The sequence below is a fragment of the Myxococcales bacterium genome, assembly GCA_016717005.1.
GTDB lineage: Bacteria > Myxococcota_A > Polyangia > Haliangiales > Haliangiaceae > UBA2376.
In genome coordinates this window covers 270,962-283,892 of the sequence record JADJUF010000041.1, presented here as the reverse complement: position 1 = coordinate 283,892, position 12,931 = coordinate 270,962, and the positions used below count along the sequence as shown (strand labels likewise).

Annotated in this window: 9 protein-coding genes; 8 read left to right on the top strand and 1 reads right to left on the bottom strand. The window is 75.3% G+C overall.

Features of this window, described 5'->3' with window-relative positions; genetic code table 11:
* Positions 1-62: 62 nt before the first annotated feature.
* Together IPL61_38085 and IPL61_38080 are read left to right on the top strand one after the other, a co-directional pair.
* Positions 63-758 carry an SDR family NAD(P)-dependent oxidoreductase gene (locus IPL61_38085; GenBank protein ID MBK9037002.1) on the top strand — a complete coding sequence of 232 codons (696 nt, stop codon included), beginning with the start codon at positions 63-65 and terminating at the stop codon, positions 756-758.
* A gap of 171 nt (positions 759-929) precedes the next feature.
* Positions 930-3,611 (top strand): serine/threonine protein kinase, encoded by a 2,682-nt coding sequence (locus tag IPL61_38080; GenBank protein ID MBK9037001.1) that lies wholly within the window; start codon positions 930-932, stop codon positions 3,609-3,611.
* A 16-nt stretch (positions 3,612-3,627) separates the two neighbouring features.
* Here IPL61_38080 and IPL61_38075 read toward each other — a convergent pair whose 3' ends face one another.
* On the bottom strand, positions 3,628-4,197 hold the full coding sequence (locus tag IPL61_38075) for a hypothetical protein (GenBank protein MBK9037000.1): 570 nt from the start codon (positions 4,195-4,197) through the stop codon (positions 3,628-3,630).
* A gap of 171 nt (positions 4,198-4,368) precedes the next feature.
* Here IPL61_38075 and IPL61_38070 point away from each other — a divergent pair, with 171 nt between their 5' ends.
* From IPL61_38070 to IPL61_38045, 6 genes are all read left to right on the top strand, one after another.
* On the top strand, positions 4,369-7,218 hold the full coding sequence (locus tag IPL61_38070; protein MBK9036999.1) for a penicillin acylase family protein: 2,850 nt from the start codon (positions 4,369-4,371) through the stop codon (positions 7,216-7,218).
* 155 nt (positions 7,219-7,373) lie between these two features.
* The gene (locus IPL61_38065; GenBank protein MBK9036998.1) at positions 7,374-8,087 is read left to right on the top strand and encodes a molybdopterin-dependent oxidoreductase; all 714 of its coding nucleotides are present in this window, start codon (positions 7,374-7,376) and stop codon (positions 8,085-8,087) included.
* Positions 8,088-8,186: 99 nt separating this feature from the next.
* Positions 8,187-9,227 carry a hypothetical protein gene (locus tag IPL61_38060; GenBank protein MBK9036997.1) on the top strand — a complete coding sequence of 347 codons (1,041 nt, stop codon included), beginning with the start codon at positions 8,187-8,189 and terminating at the stop codon, positions 9,225-9,227.
* Positions 9,228-9,260: 33 nt separating this feature from the next.
* Positions 9,261-10,382, top strand: coding sequence for a hypothetical protein (locus IPL61_38055; GenBank protein ID MBK9036996.1), 1,122 nt, complete (start codon positions 9,261-9,263; stop codon positions 10,380-10,382).
* Between the two features lie 151 nt (positions 10,383-10,533).
* Positions 10,534-11,154, top strand: coding sequence for a TetR/AcrR family transcriptional regulator (locus tag IPL61_38050; protein MBK9036995.1), 621 nt, complete (start codon positions 10,534-10,536; stop codon positions 11,152-11,154).
* Complete coding sequence (locus tag IPL61_38045) at positions 11,151-12,860, top strand: NAD(P)/FAD-dependent oxidoreductase (GenBank protein ID MBK9036994.1); 1,710 nt, start codon at positions 11,151-11,153, stop codon at positions 12,858-12,860. The genes IPL61_38050 and IPL61_38045 overlap by 4 nt, the downstream gene beginning before the upstream one ends.
* Positions 12,861-12,931: the final 71 nt, after the last annotated feature.

The window sequence follows — 12,931 nt, the reverse complement described above, 5'->3', positions numbered from 1 at the left end:
GAGACGGTGTTTCTCGGGCGCGGCCGCTGGCGGCGGGCGCGGGCGCCACTACCATCGCGCCCATGACCTCATCGTTCGCAGATCGTCACGTCGTGATCACCGGGGCCAGCGGCGGGCTGGGCGGCGCGGTGGTCGAGCACCTGGTCGCCGCGGGCGCCACGGTCCACGCGCCGCTGATGGAGGCGGCGCGGCCGCCGGCGGCGACCTGGCTCGACCACGCGCAGGTACAGGTCACGCTCGGCGTCGACGGCAGCAGCGAGGCCGCGATCGTCGCGTACTACGCGGCGCTGCCGCCGCTGTGGGCGTCGATCCACCTGGTCGGCGGCTACGCCGGCGCGGCCCTGATCGACACCAGCGCGGCCGACTTCGACCGCATGATCGCGATGAACGCGCGCACCTGCTTTTTGGCCACGCGCGAGGCGGCGCGGGCGCTGCGCGGGCGCGGCGGCCGGATCGTCAACGTCGCGGCCCGGCCGGCGCTGGTGCCGACCGCGGGGCTGGTCGCGTACGCGGCGTCGAAGGCGGCGGTGGTCGCGATCACCCAGGGCGCCGCCGCCGAGCTGTCGGCCGAGGGCGTGTTCGTCAACGCGATCGTGCCGTCGATCATCGACACGCCGGCCAACCGCGCCGCGATGCCCGACGCCGACTTCGCGCGCTGGCCCAAGCCCAGCGAGCTGGCGGCGGCGATCGGCTACCTGGCGAGCCCGGCCAACGCGCTGACCTCGGGGGCGCTGGTGCCGGTCTACGGGCGGGCCTAGGTCGCGCTCCGGACGCCGCGCCTCGGCCCCGTCGGACGCCGCGCCTCGGCCCCGTCGGACGCCGCGCCTCGGCCCCGTCGGACGCCGCGCCTCGGCCCCGTCGGACCCGTCCGACGCCGCACGCCGGCCTCGTCGGCGGCGGGATGACGGCGGGTGTCGTAAGCTAGCGGGGTGATCGACGATCCGACCGCGCCCGGTGGTGACGGGGCGGCGACCGTGGCGGCCGGCTCGGGCTCGTCGGGCGCGTCGCTCCCGGTCACGGCGGGTGATCGGTTCGGGCGGTTCCGGGTCGACGGCATGCTGGGCGCCGGCGGCATGGGCGTGGTGTTCGCGGCCCACGATCCGGTGCTCGATCGCCCGGTCGCGATCAAGGTGATGGCGCAGCTCGCCGACGACACCGCCGCGGCCGCGGTCGAGGCCCGGCTGGTGCGCGAGGCCAAGGCCATGGCGCGCCTGACCCACCCCAACGTGGTGCGCGTCTACGAGGCCGGCGCGACCCGGGCCGGCGTGTTCCTGGTGATGGAGCTGATCGAGGGCACGACGCTGGCGCGCTGGCTCGACGCGCCGCGGTCGTGGCGCGAGGTGATCGCGCGGTTCGTCGCGGCCGGGCGCGGGCTGGCCGCCGCGCACGCCGCCGGCATGGTCCACCGCGACTTCAAGCCGGCCAACGTGCTGCTCGGCCACGACGGGCGCGTGCTGGTGACCGATTTCGGGCTGGTCAGCGTCGGCACCAGCGTCGACGACACCACCCCCGCGCCGCCGCCGCTCGACGACGGCGGCGATCTGTCGAGCGGGCGCGTGGTCGGCACGCCCCGCTACATGGCGCCCGAGCAGCACCAGCGCGGCGCGATCGATCACCGCACCGACCAGTGGTCGTTCTGCGCGGCGCTGTGGGAGGGGCTCTACGGCGCGCACCCGTTCGCCGCCGAGACGCTCGAGATCCTGACCATGCGGGTGTGCGTCGACGACGTCGCGCCGCCCGCCGACGAGCGCGGCGTGCCGACGCGGATCCGCGCGGCCCTGACCCGCGGCCTCGCGCGCGACGCCGAGGCCCGGTTCCCGTCGATGGCCGCGCTCCTGGCCGAGCTCGAGCGCGATCCGGGGCGGACCACCCGCCGGCTGCTGATGATCGGCGGCGCGGTCGGCCTGGTCGGCCTGGCGGCGTTCGGCTGGCTGCGCGAGCCGGCGCGGCCGGCGCGGCGGGGGCTGTGCGCGGGTCTGACCGCGCCGACCTGGACGCCGGCGGAGCGCGCGGCGATCGCGGCGCAGTTCCGGGCGGTGCGCGGGGCCGCGGGCGACGACGTGTTCGCGCGCGCCGCGGCCCGGCTCGACGGGTACGGCGCGCACTGGCACGAGATCCAGGCGGGCGTGTGCCACACCGACGATCGGCGCTCGGCCGAGTTCCTCGAGCGGATCGGCTGCCTGGCGCGGCTCAAGGCCGAGGGGGCGGCGCTGCTCGCGGTGTTGTCGACCCGGGCCAGCGCGGAGGTAGTCGACGGTGCGGTGGCGGCGGTCGCGAGCCTGCCGGCGGTCGAGACCTGTCTCGATCCGCGCCAGCGCGGCGCCCGCACGGTCGCGCTATCGCCCGAGCAGCGCGTGGCGATGGCGGCGGTCGAGGGCCAGCTCCAGCGGTCGGACGCGCTGTTCCGCGCCGGGCTGTTCGCCGAGGCGCTGACCGAGGCCCGGGCGGCGGCCGCCGCGGCGACGGCGATGGGCGACCCGGGCGTCGAGGCCCAGGCGCGGCTCGCGCTCGGCCGGGCGCTCGATCGCACCGGCGCGCTGGTCGAGAGCGAGCGCGAGCTGCGGGCGGCGGCCCAGCGCGCGGCCAGCGCTGGCGCCGACCCCACGATGGCCGGCGCGTGGGTCGCGCTCATGTGGGTGCTGGCGCAGTCGGAGCGCGCCGCCGAGAGCCTGACCCTGGCGCCGCTGATCGAGGGCGCGATCGAGCGCATCGGCAACCCGCCGCGGCTGCGCGCCGACTACACGTTCTACCAGGCGGTCGCGCTGATCGAGCTGGGCCGGTACGAGGCGGCCGTGCCGGTGCTCGAGCGCGCGCTCGCGATCTGGACCGAGCTCGATCCGTCCGATCTCGCGGTCGCGCGCGTGCTCAACACGATGGCCAACGTGGCCGCGTACCGCGGTCGGTCCGACGACGCGGTGGCGCTGTACACCCGGGCGCTGGCGCAGTCGGAGGCGGCGCTCGGCCCCGACCACCCCGACGTGGCCAAGGTGCTGGCGAACCTCGCGGACGCCGAGCTCGAGCGCGGCGGCGCCGCGTCGTCGCTCGCGCGCTGCCAGCACGCCGTCGCGATCTACCGGGCCACGCCCGGCGCCGATCCGCGCAGCAGCGAGCACGCGGGCCGGTGCGTCGGCGTGGCGCTGCACCAGCTCGGTCGCCTCGACGAGGCCCGCGCGACGCTGGCCGAGGCGGTCGCGGTGGGCGAGCGCGGCCAGCCGCCGTCGGGGTTCTTGCCGTACACGCTGACCGCGCTGGCCGCGGTCGAGGCCGAGCTGGGCGATCCGGCCGCTGCGCTGGCGCTGGCCGACCGTGCGCTCGCGCTGCACAACCCGAGCGATCGTCACAAGGCGACCGCGGTCCGCGGGGGCGCGCTGGTCGACCTCGGGCGCGGGGCGGCCGCGCGCCCGGAGCTCGAGGCCGCGCTCGCGGACTTCACCGGCGGCGCTGACGATCGCGCGGCGCTCGAGTTCGCGCTGGCCCGCGCGCTGTGGACCGATCGCCGCACCCGCCCGCGGGCCCGGGGGCTGGCCGAGGCCGCGCGCCAGCGCTACGCCGACGTGGGGCAGGCCCGGGCCCGCGCCGCGGTCGACGCCTGGCTGCGCGCGCGCCCGTGAGCGCGCGGCGCCCGCGTCACTTGAACCAGTAGCGGATGCCGACCGCGCCGTCGACGTCGACGTACAGGCCGGTGCGGTCGAAGTTGTCGTTGAGGTCGTCGCGGGAGATCAGGAAGTCGCCGACCAGGGCCAGCTCGACGAAGATGTCGAGCGGCACGTTGTTGAAGTCGAACGCGATGCCGAGCGGCACGCGCACGCCGAGCGCGGAGCCGTCGTGGTAGTGGTCGCCGTGCCTCCACTCGTACGAGAAGAAGCGCCCGCCGATGCCGACGTACAGGGGCAGCTCGAACGGCGGCGTCGAGGTCAGGTTGACCGGGTGCCACAGGAAGTCGCCGTGGAGGTGGATGCCGCTACGCCCGCGGCAGCAGCCGATGCCGCCGACGCCGAAGTCGATCGCGGTCGAGGGGCCGACGAAGTACTTGCCCGATAGCCCCGTGGGCGAGCCGAGCATGATGCCGAGGCCGAAGGTCTTGTTGGCCTGGAAGTTTGACTTGCGGTGCACCGGGCGCGGCCGGGCGCCGGCCTCCGGGGCGAGGGTGGCGATGGTCGCGAAGGTGATGGCGGCCAGGGCGAGCGTTCGGAGCATATCGCCAGGGTCATGCAAGCGCGGTTCCGCCGGCAACAACGTGTGATTCCGTTGGGTTGAGTGCTCGCCAGGAGGAGCCGAGCGGTTCCATGGAGCCGTTCGGCTCTGCGCTGACGCCCACCTGTGCGCTGGGCACACAACGATGAGGAGGCCTCGGAGTAGGATGCGCGGATGACGTACTCGACGCGCCTGGTGGGCGCCGCGCTGGCGGCGGCCTTCGTGATCGGCTGTGGTGACGATGGCGGCGGGGGGCCCGACGCCGGGCCCGCGCCCGACGAGATCCTGGCGCTGACCGGCCTCGACGGCGTGGTCCAGGTCACCGTCGACGATCGCGGCGTGCCGCACATCCGCGGCACCACCGTCCACGACGTGCTCATGGCCGAGGGTTACCTGATGGCGCGCGATCGGTTCGCGCAGATGGAGTTCATCCGCCGCAGCGTGACCGGGCGCCTGGCCGAGGTCGCGGGCGGGCTGTCGCCGGGGCTCATCAACGACGATCGCCAGCAGCGCTTCCTCGGCTTCCGCCGGGTCGGGCAGGCGATCTACGACGGCCTGCCAGCCACCGATCCCGCCAAGCTGTCGGCCGACGCGTTCGTGGCCGGCATCAACCAGTACATCGATCGCGTGCTCAACGCCGACGGGTACATCACGACCCGCGGCAACGAGGCGCTCGCGCTGATCCTGTCGAGCCCGTTCGCCGATCACTGGACCGGCGGCGACGTGTTCGCGCTCGCGCGGTACCAGGCGTGGAACCTGTCCTACGACGCCGGCGCCGACGTCTCGCGCAGCCGCGCGCTGGCGGGCGTGCTCGCGGCGTTCCCGGCCAGCGCGGCCGATCCGGCGATCGCCGCGCGCGCTGGCCTGTACGCCGACTTCTGGACCGACAAGCCGGCCCGCGCGGCGTTCACCAGCGACGGCTTCCCCAACACCGGCACCGACACCGGCACGCGCGCCAAGCAGCGCACCCGCGCGGCCCGGTTCGCGCCCGACCCGCGCGCGCTGGCGGGGGCCGAGACGTTCTTCACCCGCATGGACGACAACCGCCTGCTCCACCGCGATCCGCACATCGGCTCGAACTCGTGGGTGGTCAGCGGCGAGCACACCGCCAGCGGCAACCCGATCCTGTCCAACGATCCCCACCTGTCGCTGATCGCGCCGCCGGTGTGGTGGTACGTGCACCTCGACACCGCGACCATGGGCGGCGAGCGCATGCTCGACGTCGAGGGCGTCGCGTTCGCCGGCCTGCCCGGCGTGGTGCTGGGCTTCAACCGCAAGCTGGCGTGGAGCGCGACGACCACCGGCTACGACGTCACCGACGTCTACGACGAGCAGGTGACGTTCCGCAACGACGGCACGGCGATGGCGCCGGCGTGGACGCCCGTGTCGGTGCGGTTCCGCGGCGCCGACGTGGCGCTGCAGGTGATCGATGAGGTGATCAACATCCAGGGCCAGGCGGCCGAGACCTACCAGGTCTACGTCGTGCCGCACCACGGCGCGCTGATCCCCGACTCGATCGTGCCGCCGACCGGCGTCGCCGACCCGACCGGCCGCGCGATGTCGGTGCGCTACACCGGCGACACGCCCACCAACGAGCTGGCGTTCTTCGTCGGCCTGCTGTCGGCCGACGACTTCGCCGCCGCCGAGACCGCGCAGGACAACTTCCGGGTCGGCTCGCAGAACTTCTCGTTCGTGTCGGCCACCGACGGCATCCGCTGGTCGACCGAGTCGCGCATCCCGCAGCGCGATCCGCGCGCGTGCACGTTCGGCTACGACGCCAACGGCGTGCCGACCGGCACCTCGCCGCTGTTCGTGCTCGACGGCGCCAGCGGCGACCAGGAGTGGCTGGGCGATCTCGAGGACCGCTACATCCCGCACGAGGTCAACCCGGCCCGCGGCTACGTCGCGACCTCGAACCAGGACAACGTCGGCGTCACCACCGACGGCAACCCGTGCAACGACGCCTACTACCTCGGCGGCGACTTCGACACCGGCTACCGCCAGGCCCGGATCCGCCAGCGCCTCGACGCGCTGGTGGCCCGCGGCGACATCACGCCCGACGACATGGTCGCGCTCCAGGGCGAGACCACGTCGATCCTGGGCGAGGGCATGCGGGCCGCGGTGATCGCGTCGATCGATCACGCGCTCGCCGACCCGTCCGACGATCCGGCGCTGGCGGCGGCGATGACCGAGCTCGGCGCGAACGGCCGCGCGCAGCTGATGGACGCCCGGGCGCGCCTGATGGCGTGGTCGTTCGCGACCCCGCACGGCGTCGGCGCCACCGCGGCGGCCGAGATCGCCGACAGCGTCGCGACCTCGGTGTGGAACACAACCTTGACCCGGCTGGCCAGCCTGGCGTTCGACGACGAGGGCAACCGGATCGGCCGCCGCCCCGGCACGCTGATCACCGCGCGCGCGCTCGAGTGGGCGCTGACCACGCCGGCGGCGCTCGCCACCTACCGCGCGTCGTACGGCGGCGACGCGACCTGGAACGACAGCGTCCTGTGGGACGACCTCGACACCCCCGCGGTGCTCGAGACGCGCGACGAGCGGGTCGTGCGCGCGGTGATCGCCGGCTACGGCTTCCTGGCCGGCCGGCTCGGCACCGATCGCGACCAGTGGCGCTGGGGCCGGCTGCACGCGGTGCGGTTCGGGCAGGTGGTGCCGGCGCTCGACGGCAACGAGCAGGTCTCGATCCCCGCGGCGATGGACGCGACCTTCCCCGACGGCTTCCCGCGCCACGGCGACCTCGGCGCGGTCGATCCCGGCAACTACGGCATCTACGGCACGACCAACTTCTCGTTCGGCAGCGGCGCGTCGCAGCGCCTCGTGGTCGAGATGACCCCGGCGGGGCCGGTGGCCCGCAACGCGCTGCCCGGCGGCCAGCACGAGGATCCGGACTCGCCGCACCACGCCGACGAGGCCGAGCTGTGGCGGACCAACACCCAGCCGCCGCTGTACTTCGACAAGGGCGACGTCGAGGCCCACGCGCAGCGCCGGCTGCGGTTCGATCCGGCGCCGTAGCCCGGCAGGGGCGGGTCCTTTCGCCTACATGGGGTCGGGTCGGGCCGGTCGGTCGCGTCGCGCGTAACTCCAGGGACGCCGCGACGTAGAAACCGACGAGCCCCAGCCAGCGTCTCGGCTAGGCTCACGAAGGAGAACCCTTGGCCGACCGTCCGCTGTTCGATCGATTCCCTGAGGCCGCGAAGAGCTGGGACCGCCGCCAGTTCCTGAAGACCGCGGCCACCGGCACCGTCGTGGTGGCGCTGGGCAACGTGCTGTGGCGGATCGCCGGTGACGATCTCACGCGCCAGGCCCGGGCCGAGAAGCGCGACGACGGGCGCGCGCGCCTGCCGCCGGGCCAGCGGGTGCTGACCAGGTTCCGCAACATGGGCGGCGACGAGGGCCCCGGCGACGTCAAGAGCTTCGCGCTGCGGGTCCACGGCGCGGTCAAGACGCCGTTCACCCTCGACTACGCCCAGCTGCTGAAGCTGCCGCAGGTCGAGCAGGCCGCCGACGTCCACTGCGTGACCGGGTGGTCGTGCCTGGGCTCGCTGTTCAAGGGTGTGTCGGTGGCGACCCTGGCCGAGCAGGCCGGCGTCAAGGGCACGGTCCGCCACGTCATCTTCGAGGCCGCCCACGGCTACACCACCAACGTGCCGCTGGCCGACGCCACCGCGCCGGCCGCGATGGTCACCTACCGCATGAACGGCAAGCCGTTCGCGATCCAGCACGGCGCGCCGGTGCGCGGGCTGGTGCCCGACCTGTACTTCTGGAAGAGCGCGAAGTGGCTGACCGGCGTGAAGTTCGTCGTCGACGACGAGCCTGGCTACTGGGAGGTGCGCGGGTACCACAACCACGCCGATCCGTGGCGCGAAGAGCGCTACGGCTGAGCGCGCGCGCTACGGTCGAGCCGCGCGCGCCGCCCGAACATCCCTGAAACTGTCGGCGCGAGCGCTGTGCTCGCGTGGGCCGTGTGCCACCCTCGGCGCATGGCCGATCCCAGCTCGCGCGGCGGCGCCGCGCCCGAGGAGTCGCCCGTGTCCAACGTCGCCGCTACCACCGACCAGCCCGCGCGCCGCAGCGTGGGCGCCCTCGTCGCCAAGCGCTGGCGCGGCTGGCTGCGCGCGATCCACCGCGACGTCGGCTACCTGGCGGTCGGGTTCACGCTCATCTACGCGGTGAGCGGCCTGGCCATCAACCACATCAACGACTGGGATCCGAACTTCAAGACCTACGAGCGCGAGCGGGTGATCGCGCCGATCAGCGCGGACGTGCCCGACGACGCCGCCATCGCGGCGGCGCGGGCGGCGCTGGGCGTCGGCGTGCCGCGCTCGACCTACCGCGCCGGCGACGAGATCCACCTCGAGTACGACTACAAGAAGATCGTCGTCTACGGCGACAGCGGCCACGTCGTCGAGCAGGGCCGGCAGGCGCGGTTCCTGCTGCGGGTCGCCAACTGGCTGCACTACAACCGCGGCAAGCAGGCGTGGACGTACTTCGCCGACGCCTACGCGGTGCTGCTCTTGTACCTGGCGGTGTCGGGGCTGTTCATGATCAAGGGCAAGAACGGCCTGCGCTGGCGCGGCGCGATCTTGCTGACGGCTGGGCGTGGGCGTGCCGGTCGGCTACGTGACCTGGTCGGGCGGGCCCGAGGCGTCCAACCGCGCGGCCTTGAAGGCCAGCGCCGACGCGCCGACGCCCGACGTCGCGGACGACGCCGACGACGCGGACGACGCGGACGACGCCGAGTTCGCGCGGCCGCCGGTGCGGCGCGCGCCGCCGCCGGCGGCTGCGCCGGGTGGCGAGCTGGGCGGCAACCCGCTGGCGCCCGCGGCCCACGAGGACGACGCCGGCGTGGACGGGAACGCCGAGCCCGCGCGGCCGGCCGCGCGGCGCGCGCCGTCGCCGGATGGGGACGGGACCGGCGGCGAGCTGGGCGGCAACCCGCTGGCGCCCGCTGCCGCGGACGACGCCGCGCCCGCGCGCCCGCGCGTGCGGCGCGCGCCGCGCCCGGATGGGGATGGCGGTGAGCTGGGCGGTAACCCGCTGGCGCGGCCGCCGCCATGAGCGCCCGCGCGCCGGCCGAGGTGATCGCGGCGGCCGAGCGGGCCGTCGGGCCGGCGCTGCTGTACGACCTGCCGGCGATCGCCGCGCGCCTGGCGGCGGTGCGCGACGCCGCGCGCGCGACCGGCGTGATCGCGCTGGCGGCGGTCAAGGCGATCGCGATCCCCGAGGTCCAGGCGCTGGCGGCGGCGACGCTCGACGGCCTGGATCTGGCCGGCCCCGACGAGGACGCGGTGCTGGCGCGGCACCCGGTGGCGACGGTGTCGGTGACCTATCCTGGCGGCGCGACCGCGGCGCGGCTCGCGGCGCTGGTGACCGCGGGGCGACGGGTGATCGCGTCGTGCGAGACCGCGGCCCAGGTGGCGACCGCGGCGAGCGTGCCCGGCGTCGAGCTCGCGGCGCGGCTGTCGACGAGCGCGCTGGGGGAGGCCGCGCCCGGCGGGCTGCGCGACGCGGTCGGCGATCACGCCAGCCGGTTCGGCGTGGCGATCGACGAGCTGCGGGCGCTCGCGGCGGCGGCGCCCGGGCGGGTGCGTGGGCTGCACGTCCACGGCGGCCCGCTGGCGGTGGCGCCGGCGCGGCTCGCGGCCCGGGCGCTGGCGGCGCTGGCGGCGGCCGACGCCGCGGGGCTGGCGATCACGCGGCTCGATCTGGGCGGCTCGCTGCACGGGTTCGCGCTCGGTCCGCCGACCGCGGGCCAGGCCCGGCTGGTCGACGCGCTGGCCGCGGCGCGGGCGGCGGTGCCGTCGACGATCGAGCTGTGCGTCGAGCCGGGTCGGCTCTTGACCGAGGGCTGCGGCTACGGCGCCGGGCGGGTGCTGGTGGCGCGGCCGGTGGCCGGGCTCGACGGCCGGGTGCTGACGCTGTCGCGGCTGTGCCACCTGCGCTGGTCGACGCCGCGGCTGTGCGCGCCACCGCCGCCGCCGGGCGCGGGCCGTCGGCTGGTGCTGGTCGGCGCGACCTGCTGCGAGGACGACGTGATCGGCGACGCCGTGGTCCCGGCCGACCTCGCGCTGGCCGAGGGCGAGCTGGCGATCGTCGCCGGGGTCAGCGGCTACGCCGCGGCCTGGAACCACGGCTTCGCGGGCGTGCCCGCGGCGACGGTGCGCGCGGTCGAGTAGCGCGCCCACGCCGTGGTCTGGATCGCGGCTTCGCGGGCGTGGCGGCGGCGACGGCGCTCGCGGTCGGGCCCGCGCTCACGCGATCACGCGATCGTGGCCGCCCACACATCAAGTATTTACAACGTAAAGTTTACGTTGTACATGATTGGCCATGGCCCGCGCCGCGCTCCAGCCCGCCGACATCGCCGCGTTCCGCGGCCGGCTGGCCGCCGCCGCGACCCGGCTGTTCGCGCGCCACGGCTACGACGCCGTGACCATGCGCGCGGTCGCGGCCGAGGTCGGGGTCAGCGCGATGACGCCGTACCGGTACCTCGGCGGCAAGGACGAGCTGGTGGCGCTGGTGCGGGCCGAGGCGTTCCGGCGCTTCGGCGACCGCCTGGCCGCGAGCGCGCCCGGCCGCGGCGACACGCTGGCCCGGCTGCAGCGGCTCAAGGCCGCCTACGTCGCGTTCGCGCAGGCCGAGCCCGACGCCTACCGGATCATGTTCGAGCTGCGGACGCCGGTCGACGAGCACCGCTGGCCCGAGCTGGCGCGCGAGGGCGCGCGCGCGTTCGGCTGCCTGCTCGACGCGGTGACCGCCGCGATCGACGCCGGCGCGCTGGTCGGCGACCCGCGGATCGTGGCCCAGCTCCTGTGGGCGTCGACCCACGGCCTGGTCGCGCTGCACCTGTCTGGCAACCTGCCGCCGCGCGCGCTCGCGCGGCTGGCGTCGATCGATCACGAGCTGGCCGGGTTCCGCCCGGCGCCCCCTCGCGCCCGGAGATCAGCATGAGCAACCGCCTCGGACGTTCGTACAAGCAACACGGCCTGCCCGATCCTGGCGCCCGCGGCTGGGACAGCATCGTCATCGGCAGCGGCCTCGGCGGCCTGACCGCCGCCGCGATGCTGGCCCGCCACGCCCACCAGCGCGTGCTCGTGCTCGAGCGCCACTACACCGCCGGCGGCTTCACCCACACGTTCCACCGGCCCGGCTACGAGTGGGACGTCGGCGTGCACTACGTCGGCGACGTCCACCGCGACGGCACGCTCCTGCGGCGCGCGTTCGATCACCTGACCGACGGCGCGCTGGCCTGGGCCGATCAGGGCGAGGTCTACGACACGATCGTGGTCGGCGACGATCGCTACCAGTTCGTCGCGGGCCGCGAGCGCTGGCGCGAACGGATGCACGCGTACTTCCCGCACGCCACCGCCGCGATCGATCGGTACCTGCAGCTCATCCGCGAGACCGTCCACGCGAGCCGCAAGTTCTTCATGGAGAAGGCCCTGCCGTCGACCCTGGGCGCGGTCGCGAGCCCGCTCTTGCGCTGGCCGGCGCTGCGCCACGCCCGGCGGACCGTGCGCGAGGTGCTGGCGACGATCACCGACGATCGTCGGCTGACCGCGGTGCTGGCCGGGCAGTACGGCGACTACGGCCTGCCGCCGGCGCAGGCGAGCTGGTTCATGCACGCGCTCCTGGTCGGGCACTACCTCGGCGGCGGCGCCTACCCGGTCGGCGGCTCGAGCCGGATCGCCGCGACGATCATGCCCGGCATCGAGGACGCCGGCGGCGCGGTCGTCACCTCGGCCGAGGTCGCGCAGATCATCGTCGAGCGCGGCCGCGCGGTCGGCGTGCGCCTGGCCAGCGGCGAGGAGGTGCGGGCGGCCCGGGTCATCAGCGACGCCGGCGTGGCGCTGACGTTCGGGCACCTGCTCGCGCCCGAGGTGGCCGCGGCCCACGACCTGCGCCCGACCGTCGTCGGCGCGCCGCCGTCGTTCGCGCACGTGTCGCTCTACGCCGGGTTCCGCCACGACACCGCCGCGCTCGGCTTCGAGCGCTCGAACCTGTGGGTCTACCAGGACGACGACCACGACCGCGCGGTCGCGCGCTACCTGGCCGATCCCAGCGCGCCGCTGCCGGTGGCGTACCTGTCGTTCCCGTCGGCCAAGGATCCGGACTTCGCGCGCCGGTACCCGGGCCGCGCCACCGTCGAGGTGATCGGCGTGATGCCGCACGCGCGGTTCGCGCGCTGGGCCGGCACCGGCTGGCACAAGCGCGGCGCCGACTACGACGCGCTCAAGGCCGACCTGCGCGCGCGCCTGCTGGGCGAGCTCTACCGGCAGTGCCCGCAGGCCGAGGGCAAGGTCGATCACGCCGAGCTGTCGACGCCGCTGTCGACGACCCACTTCGCCGGCCACCCGCACGGCGAGATCTACGGCCTCGCCCACACGCCCGAGCGGTTCGCCGCGCGCCACCTGCGCCCGCACACGCCGATCACCAACCTGTTCCTGACCGGCGCCGACATCTGCACCGCCGGCGTCGGCGGCGCGCTGATGGGCGGCGTGCTGACCGCGACCGCGATCACCCGCAAGAACATGATCAACGCGCTGCTGGCCGGGCGCGGCGCGGCGCCGCCGTCGGCTTCGACGTCTTCGACGGTGCCTTCGGCCTCGACGCCCGCGCCGCCGGCCGCGGCGCCCGGGCCCTCGGTGCGCGCGTGACCGGCGCGGGCGTGGCCGCGGCGTCGAGCGCCGCGACGCGCTTCTTCGACGCCTGCGCCCGGTAGCTCTCG